Origin of the sequence: Streptomyces sp. WM6372, assembly GCF_001279655.1 — a bacterium.
In the GTDB taxonomy this organism is placed as follows: domain Bacteria; phylum Actinomycetota; class Actinomycetes; order Streptomycetales; family Streptomycetaceae; genus Streptomyces.
In genome coordinates, this window is record NZ_LGDB01000183.1 from 164,998 (window position 1) to 180,391 (window position 15,394).

Here is a 15,394-nt window from a genome sequence, read left to right on the forward strand (position 1 = left end):
AGCCAGGCCATGTCCGGAATCCCCCTCGGGGTCCTCGACCTCGTCCCGGTCGCGTCCGGCTCGACCGCCGCCGAGGCCCTCACCCACAGCATCGACCTGGCCCGCCGTACCGAGGAGTTCGGCTACGCGCGCTACTGGTTCGCCGAGCACCATCTCAATCCGGGTGTCGCCGGGACCTCGCCGGCGGTGGTCCTGGCGCTGACCGCGTCCGCCACCAGCACGATCCGGCTCGGTTCCGGCGCCGTCCAGCTCGGGCACCGCACCGCGCTGTCGACGGTGGAGGAGTTCGGCCTCATCGACGCGCTGCACCCCGGCCGCCTGGACCTGGGGCTGGGCCGCTCGGCGGGGCCGCCGCAGCGGCGCGGCCCGGTGGAGGGCGAGGTCGCGCCACCACCCGTACCGGTCACACCGGCCACCCCGGCCACCCCGGTGACCCCGGTCACCCCGGTCACCCCGGTCACCCCGGTCACCGACGGGTACACCGCGAACGGGCTCCGCATCCCCGACCGCTTCTCCTTCGCCCACCTGCTCGGCCATCCGCGGGTGGCGCTCCAGCAGAAGCTGCTCAACCTGCCCGGCGCGCAGCCGCAGGACTACTCCGAGCAGGTCGACGACGTCCTCGCGCTGCTGCGCGGCGAGTACCGCACGCCGGAGGGTGTGGAGGCACATGCCGTTCCCGGCGAGGGGGCCGACGTACAGGTGTGGATCCTGGGCAGCAGCGGTGGGGTGAGCGCGGAGACGGCGGGCCGCAACGGGCTGCGCTTCGCGGCGAACTACCACGTCAGCCCGGCCACGGTACTGGAGGCCGCCGAAGGGTACCGGGCCGCCTTCAAGCCGTCCGCGGAGCTGGACCGGCCGTACGTGACGGTCTCCGCCGACGTGGTGGTCGCCGAGGACGACGGGAGCGCCCGCGAGCTGGCCACCGGGTACGGGCCGTGGGTGCGCAGCATCCGCACGGCCGAGGGCGCGATCCCCTATCCCACGCCTGCCGAGGCACGCGCCCTTCCCTGGTCGCATGAGGACCGCAAGCTGGTGGCGGACCGGGTGGAGACCCGGTTCGTGGGCTCGCCCCGCACCGTCGCCGACCACCTGGAACGGCTGCAGGAGGCGACGGGCGCCGACGAGCTGCTGATCACGACGATCACCCACCGGCACGCGGACCGGGTCCGCTCCTACCACCTGCTGGCGCAGGAATGGCAGCGGCGCGGCTGACGGCCGGCCGCGGGAATCGCGCACGCCGGATCACCGCTCCGCGCCCTCGGGCGCGTCGGCGAAGGGGCTGTGGTCCAGCTGTTCGAGGAGGTCGGCGGGGTCCCGGTACACCGCTTTCGCTCCGGCGTCTTCCAGGTCGAGGCGTGGGATACCGCCACAGAGCAGGCCCACGCTCGTGACCCCGGCCCGCACTCCGGCCTTCATGTCCCAGACGGTGTCGCCGACGAAAACAGCGCCGTCCGCGGGCGCGTCGACGAGTTCGAGGGCGTGGTGGACGGGGTCGGGCGCGGGCTTGCCCTCGTCGACGTCGTCGGAGCTGGCGGTGGCGTCGATGGCGTCGTCGGCGTCGACGGCCCGCCTGAGGGCGCCGAGTTCCTCACTGCCCGCCGAGGTGACGAGGACGACCCGCCACCCGCGCCGGTCCAGGGTGAGCAGGAGTTCGTCCGCCGCCTCGATGCGGGGCAGCCGGTCGAAGAACGTGCCGTAGAGGGTGTCGTGCGCGGTGCTGAGCGCATCGTCCTCGCCGGTGTCCCGGCCGTCGCCCAGCAGGTGGGCGAGCAGGTCCTCGCCCGGCAGGCCGATCGCCCGGTGGATGGCGTGCATGGAGACGTCGTGGCCGGCCTGGCGCAGCGCCTCCCACCAGCACACCACGTGCAGATGATTGGTGTCGGCGAGCGTCCCGTCGACGTCGAACAACGCGGCTCGGTTCATGGGCCGCGCCTACCCGTCTCCCGCCCGTGCAGTCCTTCCGCCGGGGTGCGAGGTTTCGGCGGCGCCGGACGGGCCCCGTGCGGGGTGCGGGGTCGGCGGCGGGCGGCTTTCCGGCCGCCCGCCGCGGATGCGCCGTCCGCTCAGCTCGGCTCCCCGTCGAAGAGCACTCCGGGGTTGAGGATCCCCGCCGGGTCGAGCGCGTGTTTCGCGGCCCGCAGCGCCCGGGCGAACGGCTCCGGGCGCTGCCGGTCGTATCCGGGCCGGTGGTCGCGGCCGACGGCGTGGTGGTGGGTGACGGTCGCCCCGTGTGCGCCGAGCACGTCCATCGCGGCGGCCTTGATCTCGTCCCACATCGCGACCTCCGAGCCGCGCCTCGCCGGGGCTATGACGGTGAAGTAGGGGGCGGGGCCGTCGGGGTAGACGTGGGTGAAGCGGCAGTTGATCATCCCCTCGGCGCCGGTGACCTTGCGTACGACGGCGCCCAGGTCCCGGTGCACGGCCTCGTACAGCCCCTCGGCACGGTCCCAGGTACAGGCCGTTTCGAAGGTTTCACTGATCACGCCCATCCGCGCGAGTCCGTCGCGCAGGTAGGGCATGCGCAGGAACGCGGAGCGCCACGTGTCGGCCGCGGAGTCGTCGGCGGGGCCGCCGGCCGCGGGAGGTGTCACGGCCGGAGAACCGCCGTGGTCCCGCGCCAGGGCGACCAGTTCGGCGAGCCGGTCGGTGACGGGGACGTGTGCGGACTCCACCCCGAGGACGAGTACGCTCCGGCCGCCGCCTGCCACGCCCGCGAGCGCCGCCTCGCCCGGGTCGAGAAGTCGGCAGTTGGCCGGGTGCAGGCCCGACTGCGCGATGGCGCGGACCGCGCCGGCCGCGGCCTTGAAGTCGTCGAACAGGACCGAGGCGGACGCCTTGTGGCGGGGCCGGTCCTGGAGCCGCATCCAGGCCTCGGTGATCACTCCGAGCGTGCCCTCCGATCCCAGGAACAGCCGGTCGGGGGACGGGCCCGCGCCCGAACCGGGCACGCGCAGCGACTCGTTGATTCCGACCGGGGTGACCACGCGCAGGGACTCGGTCAGGTCGTCGATGTGGGTGAGGAGCGTGGCGTAGTGGCCGCCGGCCCGGGTCGCCAGCCAGCCGCCGAGGGTGGAGAACTCGAAGCTCTGCGGGAAGTGGCGCAGGGTCAGTCCGTGCGGCCTCAGCTGGGCTTCCAGGTCGGGCCCGAGCACGCCCGCCTGGATCCGTGCCGCCCTGCTGGTGGTGTCGATGTCGAGCACGCGGTCGAGGGCGGCGAGGTCCAGGGAGAGCACACCGCGCCGCCGGTCCCCTCGGTACTCCACTCCGCCGACCACCGAACTGCCGGCCCCGTAGGGCACGACGACCACGTCCGCGCTCTCGGCCCAGTCCAGGACGTCGACGACGTCCTGCTCGCAGCGGGGGAAGGCGACCTGGTCCGGGGCCGCCCCGAGTTCGCCGCGCAGGGCCCGTACGACGTCGCGGTAGGCCTTGCCGTAGGTGTGGGAGGCCCGCTCCTGCGGTGTGTCGGACATCAAATGGGCGAGGGAGGACGGCGGGGCGACCCGGGCCTCGGGCAGATCGACGGACCGGACGTCCGGTACCGGCAGCGGGGTGTCGGCTGCCCCGGGGACGAGCGCGCCGAGGGCGACGCACTCGGCGTCGGGCAAGGCCTTGTCATCGGCGCCCCAGCCCCACCAGGAGCGGTGGCGTCGGGGCTGGGCGAGAGGGGCGGCGGGCACGGTCTCGGCCATGGAGATATGACCTTTCGGTAATTTACCGCTTGGTAATTTACTCCACCGTATAGTTCGCTCCATGGACTCCACAAGCGCCGGCGCCGAACCGGCCATCCCTCCGACCGCTGCCTCGCCACCGGCGGGCCGGCGCCGGGGCAGACCGGCGGGGACGAAGGGCGTACCGCGCGCCGAGCGCGAGGAGCAGATCCTCGCCGCCGCGATGGAGGAGTTCGGCCGGCACGGGCACGCCTCCGCGTCGATGGCCGCGATCGCCCGGCGGGTGGGCGTGACGAAGCCGATGCTCTACGCCTACTTCGACTCGAAGGACGGGCTCTACCTCGCCTGCCTCGAACACATCGCCGCCCGCGTCATCGCGGCCATCGACGAGGCGATGTCATCACGCGGACCGGCCGCCACCGCTGAGGAGCAGCTCCCCCACGCCGTCCTCACCGGGCTCTTCACGGCCCTCGAAGGACGGCGGCACGCCTGGTTCGTCCTCTACGACAGGACCCTGCCGCCCGGCTCCGAACTGCGCCTCGCCGCCCAGCGCCACCGGGAGGCCGTCGACGGATTCGCCGCGACGGGCACGGCGGCGCTGCTGAGCGGCCGCGGCAACGAGGACCCCCTCGACGCCGATGCCCTCAAGCACGTGTGGACGGGTACCGTCAGCGCCCTCATGGGCTGGTGGATCGCCCACCCCGACCAGTCCGCCCAGGACATGAGCACACGCTGCGCCCGACTCCTGACGGCGATCCGCAGCGCCTGAACACCCGACCCGGGGTCGGGAAGGTGAAGCCACGGCCTCCGATCGGCACGTTCGGCACCCCCGGGCCGGAGGCAGAGCCGGCAGGCCCGGGGAAGCACCGCGTCGTGGCGATCGCCGACCGCAGTACGGGCCGGTCAGGCGGTGGCCGGCACCGGAGCGGTCTCCGTCTCCTTCCCGGCCACCGCATCGTCGGCCGCGGCCGGGGCAGGGGCCTCGCCCGCCTCGCCGTGGTGCGGGAGGGCCGTGTAGTAGACGGTGGCGCCCTGCTTGACGCGCTCGGCCAGGCTGCGGGCCACCAGACGCTCGGTGGTCGTGCGCACGAGGTTGTCGCTGACGCTGCGGTCAGCGTGCGCGGTCTTCAGGGCCTGGGCGATCTCGCGGGCCGTCTTCGGCTCCGCCTGACCACTGAGGTGCCGGTGGATCAGCTCGGTCAGCGGGACCTGCTTCTCCTTGGCGGCGACGGCCTTCTCCTTGGCGGCCACGGTCTTCGCCCTGGGAGCGGCGGCCTTCTCCTTGGGCGCGGCGGTCTTCGCCTTCGCGGGCTCCTTCGCCGCCGCCCTCACGGCGGTCGTCTTCCTGCCGGCCGCCTTCTTCGCGGTCGCCTTCTTCGCGGCGGTGGTCTTCGCGGCGATGGTCGTCGCGCCGGTGGTTGCCGCGGTGGTGGTCGTCGCTGTCTTCTTGCCGGTGCGCGGGGCGGGCACCGCGGTCGCGGTGTCACCGAGGGCCGCCCGCATCCCGACGAGCAGTCCGTGGTCCTGCTCCAGACCGGCCAGGCGCCCCTGGAGGGAGGCGATCTCCTCGCGGATGCGTGCCTGCTCGGCGGTGTTCAGGTCGAGGTCGGCGGCGACCTTCTCCGCGTACTGGGACTTGAGGGTGGGAATCTCCTGAGCGGACATGTGGGCTCCTTCGATGGACGGTGTTGGGTGCGGACTCTACTCAGGTGACCTGTGAGGTGTGTGAGTTTGAGCGGTACCGGGCCCAAAGGAAGCGCCTGTGGTCAGAGTTGCACGACGACTCGCATCAACCCGGCGGACCGCGAGCATACGCCCGGTGCGGGGGCGACGGCTTCCGCCGCCGTGGTGCCGGAGGAGCCGGGTGTGGGGTCGGGCCTACTCCCCCGGGCGGAGCCGGGGGTGAAGGGCCTGCGCGCTACGGGCGGGTGGCGGTGACCAGGTAGTAGTCCAGGATCTGCTGCTCCCAGGCGGCGAGGAAGTTCCGGGGCCAGGTGCCCGGCGCCCACAGGCGCGCGAGCCAGCGGTCCCAGCCGGGCCAGACCTGCGGACCGATCGAGGCGATCCGTACGTCGACGAAACCGGCGTCCGCCAACGCTTCGCCGAGCCGCGAAACGGGCCGGGCGATGTCCAGGCCGCTGGCGAACGAATCGAGCAGCGCCGCGAGCCGTTCCGCCGGCGCCTGCGCACCCTCGACGCTGAAGAAACTGGCGACCGCCACCCGCCCGCCGGGGCGCAGGACCCGCGCCGCCTCACGGGCGAACGCGCCCAGGTCCGGGAAGTGCTGGGCCGCCTCGACGCTGTACAGGCAGTCGAACTCGGCGTCGCCGAGTGGCAGGTTCTCCGCCGCACCGAGCACGAAGCGCAGCCGGGGCGGCCGGGCTTCGAGGAGGGGGGAGTTCGCTTCGCGGGCCCGCCGGAGCTGCTGGGGGTGGATGTCCACTCCGGTCATCTCCGTGGGCCCGTACTCCTCCAGGGCGAGGGCGCACCCGAGGCCGAGACCGCAGCCGATCTCCACGGCCCGGCCGCCCGCGGGGCCGACCGCGTCGAGTACGTGCCGGTAGAGGTCCTGCTCGCTGCGGATCCGGTCCCCCTGGGACAGCGGCTGTTCGAGATCGACGGCCTGCCAGTAGCCGAAGTTGATGAACCCGCCGGCGAACACCGGCACGGCGCTGAGATCGGCCGGCCCGTACGTCTCCCACACCTCGGGCCGCACGGCCGGAGCGGGCTGCTCTGCAGGGGTTCCCGACAACACCCCACCACCTCCTCGTGACGGGGCGTTCCGCCCCGGATCCTCCAGTGTGTCGTGTGGGCCCCGGTCGCGACAGAGGACCCGCCTGTCCGCACCGGGCGGGCTGCGTGTGCGATCCGCGGACGGCCGGCGAGTGGTCGGCAGGTCTTGCGGTGCGGGTTCGGCGGCGGGCTCCGACGGCTGAGGGACGGCCCTTGCACCCGCGGGCGCGGGTCCTGGGCGATCATTGGCCGACCCGGGAGGCGCTTTCGCCGTGCGGGTCGGCGAGGATGGCGGGGTCACCCGCCCGCAATACGTGAGGAGTCCGCGCAGATGCCCGCGTCCGGTCCCGGCCCCAAGCCTCCGACGATCGCCGATGTCGCCCGTGTCGCCGGGGTGTCGCGCACGACGGTCTCGCACGCCCTCAACGGGCTCGGCAAGGTCGACCCCCGCACCCGGGAGCGCATCAAGCAGGTCGCCGCCGAGCTCGGGTACCGGCCCAACCTCCGGGCCCAGCGGCTGCGGCACGGGCAGGCCAAGGCCATCGCGCTCGCCTCCTCGATGCCCTTCGCGGTGGCGGGCGGGCCGTCCCGGCTCGGGTTCTACATGGAGATCGCCGCCGCCGCGGCCGAGAGCGCGCTGCTGCACGACTACGCCCTCGTCCTCGTACCGCCCGTCCAGTCCGGTTCCGGGCTGCACTCCGTCGACATCGACGGGGCCATCGTCGTCGAGCCGGACGTCAACGACCCCGCGGCGGCCCGGCTGCGGGAGCGCGGGCTGCCATACGTGGCGCTCGGCAGGCCCGTATCCCCGGACGAACAGGCTCCGTACGTGGACCTGCACGGCGGTCCCGTCGCCGAGATGCTCCTCGCCCACCTGCACGAGCAGGGCGCCGAGCGGCCCGCACTGATCATCGGGTCGGGTGAACGGCACTCCTCCGTCGACGCGCGCGAAGCCTACGGGCGCATGGCGGCGCAGCACGGCTGGCCGCCGGTCGTGGCGACCGCCCCCGAGGCGGGCGGCGAGCGGGCCGGATACGAGTGCTGCGCGGCCCTGCTCTCCGAGCATCCCGGGATCGACGCCGTCTGCGCGCTGGTCGACGCCTTCGCGGTCGGGGCGGTCCGGGCGATCCGGGACAGCGGGCGGACCGTACCGGACGACGTCATGGTCGTCACCCGGTACGACGGACTGCGCGCCCGTACCTGCGATCCGCTGCTCACCGCCGTCGACCTGCACCTGGACCGGGCGGCGGCCGACGCGGTGGAGCTGCTGCTGGGACGGCTGCGGGGCGGGGCGGCGCCCACCGTGTCGGTGGCGGCGGCGCCCGCGCCCCGGCTGGTCGTACGGGCGTCCTCGCTGCGGGTCACGCCCCCAGCATGAGGACCACACCGGAGACCAGGGCGAACAGCAGGACGAACAGGCGCATCCTGCGGGCGTCCAGGCGGTGGTGGACCAGCCTGCTCAGCCACGCCCCGGCGGCGATCGCCGGAAGCAGCAGGACGGCCTGGCCCAGGTCCTGGACACGGCCCTGCCCGGTGGCGAAGAGCAGCACCAGCGAGGCCACTTCACCGATGAGGAAGCAGACGGCGACGGTGGCGCGCAGCTCCGCGGGCGGCCTGTGCTGGTAGACCAGCGCGAGCGGCGGGCCGCCCACGCCGGTCGCGGTCTCCGTCAGACCCGTCACCGCGCCCGCCCCGACGTAGGCGGCCCGGCCGGGGGTGAACGCGGGTGCGGCGAGGCTCACCACCGCCGCAAGGACGGTGGCGATGCCCACGAAGAGGCCGAGGCTGCGGTCCGGGATCAGCCAGAGCAGTGCCAGTCCGCCGGGGGTCGCGGCGAGCCGGGCGAAGGTGATCCAGCCGGCGCCCCGCAGATCCAGCGCGGCCCGCTCGCGCCAGGCGACGTACAGGTTGAGCGGGATCATCGACGCCAGCACGAACACCGGGAGCAGGCCCGGATCGAGGATCCCCGCCACGGGGGCGACGATCAGGGCGAAGCCGAGCCCGCTGCTGCCCTGGACGAAGGCGGCGAGGGCCACGGTGAGGGCGAGCACCGTCAGCGTCGCGGGGTTCATCGTGAAGTGCTCCGCTCGCGGGCCGCCGTGGAGGTGGGGTGGACCCGGGTGATGGGGGCCCGTGCCACGGCGGCGCGGGCCAGTTCCGCCGCGCGCCGTACGAGCGCGGGACCGTCCCATCCGGTGGGCCGTCCGCGCCACAGGCGCATCCGGCCCGCGACGAACACGGCGGTGATCTGGTCGCGGTTGCCACGTCGTACCAGCTCCCACGGCAGGTCCCAGGACAGTGCGAGTTCGGGGTTGGTGACGTCGACGAGGAGGAAGTCGGCGGCCAGGCCCGCCGCGACGGTGCCGGTACGGGAACCGAGGCCGACGGCGTCGGCGCCACCGCGCGTGGCGTGTTCGAGCCAGGTCCACCCGGCGCCGCACGAGGAGTCGCCGGTGGCGAGGCCGTACGCGATCCGCTGGGCGAACTCGGCCGCGTCGGCGAGCCGGAACCCGTCGCCCCGGGTGCCGTCGGTGCCGAGCCCGAAGCGGATGCCGCGCTCGGCCATGGCGGTGGCCGGGGCGACGGCGTTGCCCTTCCAGGCGCTGGCGACGGGGTTGTAGCTGACGGCGGTATCCGTGTCGGCGAGCAGGGTCATCTCGCGGGGGGTGAGCAGGGTGGCGTGTGCGGCGAGCAGCTGCGGGCCGAGCGCGCCGAGGTGGTGCAGGTGCTCCAGCGGGCGCGTGCCGTGGCGCACCAGCGACCGTTCGACGCCGGCCAGGTGTTCGTTGACGTGGATCTGCACGGTGGCCCCGGCTTCCGCGGCGAGCCGGGCGGTGCCCCGGAGGGTGGCGTCGGTGGCCGCCTCGGGGACGGAGACGGCGAGGGAGGCGTGGACGAGCGGGTCGCCGTCGTAGCGGGCCAGGTGCTTGCCCGCGCCGTCGAGTACGGACGGGTCGCCCGTCGCGGCGTCGTCGCAGACGAGCCCCAGGACGCAGCGGATACCGGCGTCGCGGGTGGCCGAGGCCACGACGCCGACGTCCACTCCGGTGCGGTTTCCGGCGTCGGCGACGGTGGTGAACCCGCCGCGCAGCGCTTCGAGCGCCGCCAGTTTCGCCGCGGTGTACGCCGACTCCTCGTCCAGGGCGCCCTCCAGCGGCACCCAGACCCGGCGGAAGATCTCCGACGGCTCCCCGTAGGCGAGCGCGGAGCCGAAGCTCTGCGTGAGGTGGTGGTGGGCATCGACGAAGCCGGGCATCAGGAGGTGGCCGGGCAGCCGTACGGGGTCGAGCCGCGGGTGGGTGCGCCCCAGCTCTTCGGCGGGGCCGACGGCCCGGAAGGTGCCGTCGGCGATGACGACCGCCGCGCCCTCGGCGGGGCCTTCGGGCAGCAGCACGGCGTCGGGCACGAGGAGGAGCGGGCCGGGGCCTTCGAGGAGGCCGCGGAGGCGGCTGAGGTCGTGGAGTTCGCTGGGGTCGCGGAGGTCGCGCAGATCGTGGCTGGGCTGGTTCATCGGTCGCTTTCCGTACGGGCCGTGGCGACGCGCGCGGCGACGCCGGGCCTGATGTGGTGGAACAGGAAATGGAGCAGGGCGGCCACGAACGCGCCGACGGCGACGCCGCTCTCCAGGAGGATGCGGAGGTTCGGCGGGAAGCCCGCGTACACGCCGGGGATGAGGATCGGCAGCAGGCCGAGCGCGAGGGCGACGGCGCAGACGAAGGTGTTGGTGTGCTGGTCGAGGTCCGAGCGGCCGAGCATCTGCATGCCGAGCACCGTGATGACGGCGAAGACGACCATCGCGGTGCCGCCGATGACCGCGGAGGGGATGACGCTGATGGCGCGGGTCACGGGCGCGAGGAAGCCGATGACGATGAGGACGATGCCGGCCGCGGCGGTGACGAAGCGGCTGCGCACACCGGTGACGCGGACGATCCCGATGTTCTCGCCGCTCGTCACCATCAGCGGCAGACCGAGGAATCCGCCGACGAGGGAGGTGAGCGCGTCTCCCCTGATGGTCTTGGGCACGGCGATGCGCCGGTCGATCTCCTTTCCGACGGCCTCGGCGTTGATGACGGTCTGCCCGGTGGCCTCCGCCATGGAGGCGAGGCTGTAGAGCATCAGCGGCAGCGCGGCGACGAGGTCGAACTGCGGTGAGCCGAAGGGCAGCGGCTGCGGGGCGTTGAACAGGCCGCCGTCGGCGGCGCGGGCGAGGTCGACGGTGCCGAGGACCGCCGCCAGTACGGTCCCGGCGACCAGGCCCAGCATGACGGCGAGCTGGCGCACGATGCCGGTGGACACCAGGTAGAAGACGACGGTGAACCCGATCGTGGCCACGCCGAGCCCGAGGTGCGCGGGGTCGGCGAATCCCGGCTCGCCGGGACGGCCGGTGACGAGGAGGGCGCCGACCTTCACCAGGTTGACGCCCACGATGACGATCATCGTGCCGATGACGAGGGTGGGGAAGAAGGCCAGCAGCCGCGAGATGACGGGGAGGACGACGAAGGAGAACAGCGCGGTGAGGATGACCGCCCCGGTGGCCGTGCGCAGGCCGTGCTGCTCGGCGATGGCGAGGAACAGGACGAGGGGCGCGCCGCCCGGCAGCATCACGAACGGGAGCCGCGGACCGAACTTCCAGGGTCCGAGCGACTGGATGAGGGAGCCGACGCCGGAGAGCACGAAGGCCGCGGAGAGCAGGTTGACGGTCAGGTGCGGGTCGAGCCGGAGGGTGGCGCTCATCAGGAAGATCGCCGAGATCGGTGTGGCCGCCATGACGAGGACGTGCTGGACGCCGAAGAGGAGGATCCGGCCGAGGGGACGGGACTCGTCGACGGGGTGGACGCCGTCGGGGCTGATGCCGTCGGGGCGGGCGGCATCAGGGGCGGTGGCTTCGGTGTGGGCACCTTCGGGGCCGGTTCCCTTGGGGCCGGTTCCTTCGGGGCCGGTGGTGTGGGAGTCGGGGGTGTGGGACTCGGGGGGCTGCGGCGCCGGGGGCTGGTGGGTACCGGGGAGGGTGTGGCGGGGACTTGACACGTTCGAGCTCCGATCGGCGTTCGACTCGCATGAGTTCAGCCGCGATCCGGCCCTGGACGGGGAGCCAAATCGATTTGGCCAAATCGATTTGGCCGTCAGTATGTGAGGGCCCCGGACGGCCGTCAAGGGTCCCGGCAACCGGCGCGCGGTGCTCGGGCGTAGGCTTCGCCGAGTACGGGCACGACGGGGGCGGGGCGGAGCACATGACGAACAAGACGGCACGGACGTGGGGTTCGACCCTCGATTCGGTCGTGGTGTACGCGCAGGGGGCGGTCTGCCGCCGCCTGGTCCGCGGCAGCATGCCGCCCGACGCCCGGCTGCGCGTGACGGGACTGCCCCGCTCACTGGACCCGGGATCCCTGCGGGCCCGTGTCCTGAACGCCCCCGGAGTGCGCGTCACCGAGGCCCGGGTGGAGGTCGAGGCCGAACCCCTCGGCGCCGGCACACCCGACGCGTTGCGGCGCGAGGTCGTGCGGTTGCGCGAGGAGTGTGCGGCGGCGCAGGGCCGCCGGGAGCGCCAACTGGGCCTGATCGAGGAGGTCAGGGGTCTGCACCCGGTACCGCCGGAGCGCAGGCGCGGGGACCCGCACCGCCGCACTCCGGTCGACGCGTGGCTGGAGCTCGCGGAGTTCGTCGACGCCCGGCTGACACGCCTGCACGCACGTCTCGTCGAACTGGAGGAGGCGCAGCGCCTCGTCGAGCACGAGCTCTCCGTCGCCGTGGACCGGCTCGACCGCGCTTCCACCGACGCGCCGTCGGCGCACGTGGAGACCACCGTCTGCGCGGTGCTGACCCTCGACGGCACCACGGACGCGGAGGAGCCGGCACCGGAGCGGGAACCGGAGTTGGAGCTGGAGCTGGAGCTGGAGTACGCGGTGCCCGGAGCCGTCTGGGTGCCGGCCTACCGCCTCGCCCACCGCCAGGGCGAGGGCTCCGGCCGTCTCGTGCTGCGCGCCTCGGTCGCCCAGCGCACCGGCGAGGACTGGACCGGCGTACGCGTGGCCCTGGCCACCGCCGACCTCCGGCGCCGCACCGACCTGCCGAAGCTGCGCTCGCTCAGGATCGGGCGCCGTCAGCCCGCCCCCGCGCCGTCCGGCTGGCGCGAGCCTCCGGCGGGGCTCGCCGACCTGTTCGCCGGGTACGCGGCGGCCGGCCCCCGTCCGGCCCCGGCCTTCGTGCCCGCGGCCGGTGCACGTCCTGCTGTCGGGGCCGGCTCCGCGCTGCCCGGTCGTCCCGTTCCACCACCGCCGCCACCCGTGGCCGTACCCGTACCCGTACCCGCAGCGCTGTCGGCACCGCCGCCGGCCCCGCAGGGTTACGGCGCGCCGCCCGCTGCGTTCCCGGTGCCCGGCGGCGCGGACGGCGGCTTCGGCGCCGCCGTGCCCTCCCCCGCGCAACCGGCCCGCTCACGAGCCGCCGGGCGGCCGGGCGGTGGCGGGGCAGGCTTCGCCGCGCCCGCCGCCGCGATGGCATCCGCACCGATAGCCCCCGCGGCTCCCGGCGGGGCCCCACCGCCGCCTCCCACGCCGCCGACCGGGCCGCCGCGGCCGAGCGGTGCCGAGCTCGACTACGCCGCCCTCGTGCTGTGCGGCCCGGACGAGCAGGGCGGCCGCCGGGGCCGGCTGTTCCCGGACGCGCCCTCCGACCCGGTCGCGGCCGAACACCGGCGCCGCGCCGAGGCGGTGGCCGCGCTGCCGCTGCCCGGACACGCCGTCCGTCCCCGCGAGTCGGCGGGCTCCTTTGACCACCGCTTCGATGCCGCCGCCCGCGCCGACATTCCCTCGGACGGAACCTGGCACACCGTCACCGTCGGCGAGATCCCGGTCGGCCTGCGCACCGAGTACCTCTGCGTGCCGTCCGTGGAGCAGACCGTGTACGCGACCTTGGTGCTCTCCAACGCCACCGACCAGGCCCTGCTGGCCGGCCCGGTGGAGGTCACCGTCGACGGCGAGTTCCTGCTGACCGCCGCCCTGCCCACGCTCGCCCCCGGCGGTGTCCGCCGGGTGGGGCTCGGCCCGGCCGAGGGCATCGCGGTCACCCGCCGTACGAACCTGCACGAGTCGACCGCGGGCCTCCGGGGCAACACCACCGTGCTCGACCACCGCGTCCACGTGGAGCTCGCCAACCGGCTCGCCGGGCCCGTCACCGTCGAGGTCCGCGAGCGGGTGCCGGTCACCACCGAACCGGACGTCCGGATCGAGGAACGGGCCGACTGGACGGCACCCGAGGAGGGCGCGGGGCCCGAGCACCACGCACCGGGAACCCGCATCTGGCGGGTGGACCTGCCCGCCGGCGCCACCACCGCCCTCGACGGCGGCTACGAGATCCGCATCCCGGCCGGCAAGGGCCTGGTCGGCGGCAACCGCAGGAGCTGACACAGCCATGTCCACGGCCCCCACGCCGATCGCCCTCCCCGTCACCGCGGTGACCTGTCTGGAGGACCGGGCCCACATCGAGCGCACCGCCGTGCTCGACCTCCGGGCCGGAGTCCAGCGGCTGCGTCTCGGTCCGGTCAGTGCGCTGGCCGTCGACCGTACCCTCCATGCCGAGCTGACCGCCGATCACCCGGCGGCCGTGCTCGACGTACGGATGGTCCGCACGTGGACGCCCAGCGGGCCGCTGCCGGCCGCCGACGACTCCGCCCTGCGCCGCCGGGTGCACGAACTGGAGGGCGAGCGGCACGCCGTGGAGCAGCGGCGCGACCGGCTGCACGCCCGCCTCGACGTGCTCGGCCGCCTCGCCGCGGATCTGCTGCGGGACATCGGTGAGGGCGCCGGTTCCGGAGAGGGTGACGGGCCCCGCTGGGCCCGTGAACTGGACCGGGTGGACGCCGAGCGGGAGGAGTTCGGGGAGCGGCTCCGCTCCACCGAGTCCCGGTCGGCCTCGCTCGATGCCGAACTCGGCGAGCTGCGGCGGGCCATGGCCGGCTCCGAGACGGAACCCGCAGAGCTGGTCGGGCATGTCGAGCTGACCGTGGACGCCTCGGCCGCCGGTCCGGTCCGGCTGCGCCTGAGCCACCTCACTCCGTGCGCGCTGTGGCGGCCCGCCTACCGGGCCGTACTCGACGGCGGCCGTCTGACGCTGGAGAGCGACGCGGTGGTCTGGCAGCGCACCGGCGAGGACTGGTCCGACGTACGGCTGACGTTGTCGACGGCCCGGTCGGCGCTGGCCACCGACCCGCCGCGGCTCGGTGAGGACCGGCTGACGCTGGCCGACCGCACCGCCGCCGAACGCCGCTCGGTCGACGTCGAGTTGCGCGAGGAGGCGATCGGGGACATCGGCCCGGCCCCGGTGCTCGGTCTGCCGGGGGTGGACGACGGCGGTGAGGCGCGGGTGCTGGGATCGCCCGCGCCGGTCTCCGTACCCGGTGACGGGCGCGCGCACCGGGTGCCGCTGTCCGCGTTCACCGCGCCCGCGAGCAGCGAGTACGCCTGCTCGCCCGAACTGTCCCCGCTGGTCACCCAGGCGGTGCGGTTCGACAACGGGTCCGGCCACGCGCTGCTCGCCGGTCCCGTGGACCTGGTCCGTACCGGCGGGTTCAGCGGCCGCGGCACGCTGGACTTCACCGCTCCCGGCGCCCCGGTCGTACTGGCCTTCGGCAGCTGCGACGACCACAGCGTGGTCCGGGAGGCCGAGGAGTCCCGGGCCACCGCCGGAATCAGCCAGCGGACCGTGGTCACCCGCACGGTGCGCCTGCACCTGTCCCGGTTCTCCGCGCCGGCGGAGCGGGGCGAACGGGTGGTCGTCGTACGGGAGCGGATCCCGGTCTCGGAGGTCTCGGCCGTGGAGGTGCGCCTGCGCAAGGAGGCGTGCTCCCCCGCGCCCGCCGCGGTCGACGCCGAAGGCATCGCGCGCTGGGACGTCGTGCTCCCGCCCGGCGGCCGCCGCACGGTCACCCTGGTCTACGAGCTGTCGGCGAGCGCCAAGGTCGCGGGCATCTGAGGCGTCACCGCGCCGGCGCT

At 74.3% G+C, this 15,394-nt stretch carries 12 protein-coding genes; 5 read left to right on the top strand and 7 right to left on the bottom strand.

Going from position 1 to position 15,394, the window contains the following annotated elements; genetic code table 11:
- The first annotated feature begins 9 nt into the window (after positions 1-9).
- Positions 10-1,212 (top strand): LLM class flavin-dependent oxidoreductase, encoded by a 1,203-nt coding sequence (locus ADK52_RS18325; protein WP_053690898.1) that lies wholly within the window; start codon positions 10-12, stop codon positions 1,210-1,212.
- A gap of 30 nt (positions 1,213-1,242) precedes the next feature.
- On the opposite strand, the gene ADK52_RS18330 is transcribed toward ADK52_RS18325, so the two are convergent.
- Positions 1,243-1,923: an HAD family hydrolase gene (locus ADK52_RS18330; protein WP_053690899.1), complete on the bottom strand. Its 681-nt coding sequence runs from the start codon at positions 1,921-1,923 to the stop codon at positions 1,243-1,245.
- A gap of 140 nt (positions 1,924-2,063) precedes the next feature.
- Positions 2,064-3,692 (bottom strand): FAD-binding oxidoreductase, encoded by a 1,629-nt coding sequence (locus ADK52_RS18335; protein ID WP_053690900.1) that lies wholly within the window; start codon positions 3,690-3,692, stop codon positions 2,064-2,066.
- A gap of 61 nt (positions 3,693-3,753) precedes the next feature.
- Here ADK52_RS18335 and ADK52_RS18340 point away from each other — a divergent pair, with 61 nt between their 5' ends.
- The gene (locus tag ADK52_RS18340; protein ID WP_078988423.1) at positions 3,754-4,440 is read left to right on the top strand and encodes a TetR/AcrR family transcriptional regulator; all 687 of its coding nucleotides are present in this window, start codon (positions 3,754-3,756) and stop codon (positions 4,438-4,440) included.
- Positions 4,441-4,574: 134 nt separating this feature from the next.
- On the opposite strand, the gene ADK52_RS42410 is transcribed toward ADK52_RS18340, so the two are convergent.
- Together ADK52_RS42410 and ADK52_RS18350 are read right to left on the bottom strand one after the other, a co-directional pair.
- Positions 4,575-5,336: a hypothetical protein gene (locus tag ADK52_RS42410; protein ID WP_053690901.1), complete on the bottom strand. Its 762-nt coding sequence runs from the start codon at positions 5,334-5,336 to the stop codon at positions 4,575-4,577.
- A 253-nt stretch (positions 5,337-5,589) separates the two neighbouring features.
- Positions 5,590-6,426, bottom strand: a complete 837-nt coding sequence (locus tag ADK52_RS18350) for a class I SAM-dependent methyltransferase (RefSeq protein ID WP_324615923.1) — start codon at positions 6,424-6,426, stop codon at positions 5,590-5,592.
- Positions 6,427-6,735: 309 nt separating this feature from the next.
- On the opposite strand from ADK52_RS18350, the gene ADK52_RS18355 reads away from it, so the two are divergent.
- Complete coding sequence (locus ADK52_RS18355; protein ID WP_053690903.1) at positions 6,736-7,782, top strand: substrate-binding domain-containing protein; 1,047 nt, start codon at positions 6,736-6,738, stop codon at positions 7,780-7,782.
- Here the strand turns inward: ADK52_RS18355 and ADK52_RS18360 are convergent.
- Genes ADK52_RS18360 through ADK52_RS18370 form a run of 3 tightly spaced genes read right to left on the bottom strand, consistent with a single transcriptional unit; the run spans position 7,766 to position 11,171 of the window.
- Positions 7,766-8,476 (bottom strand): sulfite exporter TauE/SafE family protein, encoded by a 711-nt coding sequence (locus ADK52_RS18360; protein ID WP_053690904.1) that lies wholly within the window; start codon positions 8,474-8,476, stop codon positions 7,766-7,768. The genes ADK52_RS18355 and ADK52_RS18360 overlap by 17 nt on opposite strands.
- Positions 8,473-9,915 carry an amidohydrolase family protein gene (locus ADK52_RS18365; RefSeq protein ID WP_078988424.1) on the bottom strand — a complete coding sequence of 481 codons (1,443 nt, stop codon included), beginning with the start codon at positions 9,913-9,915 and terminating at the stop codon, positions 8,473-8,475. Before ADK52_RS18365 ends, ADK52_RS18360 begins: the two co-directional genes overlap by 4 nt.
- Positions 9,912-11,171: a uracil-xanthine permease family protein gene (locus ADK52_RS18370; protein WP_420714916.1), complete on the bottom strand. Its 1,260-nt coding sequence runs from the start codon at positions 11,169-11,171 to the stop codon at positions 9,912-9,914. The genes ADK52_RS18365 and ADK52_RS18370 overlap by 4 nt, the downstream gene beginning before the upstream one ends.
- A gap of 464 nt (positions 11,172-11,635) precedes the next feature.
- Between ADK52_RS18370 and ADK52_RS18375 the strand changes: the two genes are divergently transcribed.
- Together ADK52_RS18375 and ADK52_RS18380 are read left to right on the top strand one after the other, a co-directional pair.
- The gene (locus tag ADK52_RS18375) at positions 11,636-13,807 is read left to right on the top strand and encodes a DUF4139 domain-containing protein (RefSeq protein WP_053690905.1); all 2,172 of its coding nucleotides are present in this window, start codon (positions 11,636-11,638) and stop codon (positions 13,805-13,807) included.
- Between the two features lie 7 nt (positions 13,808-13,814).
- Positions 13,815-15,374: a mucoidy inhibitor MuiA family protein gene (locus ADK52_RS18380; RefSeq protein ID WP_053690906.1), complete on the top strand. Its 1,560-nt coding sequence runs from the start codon at positions 13,815-13,817 to the stop codon at positions 15,372-15,374.
- Positions 15,375-15,394 lie beyond the last annotated feature (20 nt).

Coding starts and splice junctions, on each gene's coding strand:
- ADK52_RS18370 (WP_420714916.1), bottom strand. CDS start 11,171: ATGGCGGCCACACCGATCTCGGCGATCTTCCTGATGAGCGCCACCCTC.
- ADK52_RS18380 (WP_053690906.1), top strand. CDS start 13,815: ATGTCCACGGCCCCCACGCCGATCGCCCTCCCCGTCACCGCGGTGACC.
- ADK52_RS18340 (WP_078988423.1), top strand. CDS start 3,754: ATGGACTCCACAAGCGCCGGCGCCGAACCGGCCATCCCTCCGACCGCT.
- ADK52_RS18335 (WP_053690900.1), bottom strand. CDS start 3,692: ATGGCCGAGACCGTGCCCGCCGCCCCTCTCGCCCAGCCCCGACGCCAC.
- ADK52_RS18365 (WP_078988424.1), bottom strand. CDS start 9,915: ATGAACCAGCCCAGCCACGATCTGCGCGACCTCCGCGACCCCAGCGAA.
- ADK52_RS18360 (WP_053690904.1), bottom strand. CDS start 8,476: ATGAACCCCGCGACGCTGACGGTGCTCGCCCTCACCGTGGCCCTCGCC.
- ADK52_RS18330 (WP_053690899.1), bottom strand. CDS start 1,923: ATGAACCGAGCCGCGTTGTTCGACGTCGACGGGACGCTCGCCGACACC.
- ADK52_RS18375 (WP_053690905.1), top strand. CDS start 11,636: ATGACGAACAAGACGGCACGGACGTGGGGTTCGACCCTCGATTCGGTC.
- ADK52_RS18325 (WP_053690898.1), top strand. CDS start 10: ATGTCCGGAATCCCCCTCGGGGTCCTCGACCTCGTCCCGGTCGCGTCC.
- ADK52_RS42410 (WP_053690901.1), bottom strand. CDS start 5,336: ATGTCCGCTCAGGAGATTCCCACCCTCAAGTCCCAGTACGCGGAGAAG.
- ADK52_RS18355 (WP_053690903.1), top strand. CDS start 6,736: ATGCCCGCGTCCGGTCCCGGCCCCAAGCCTCCGACGATCGCCGATGTC.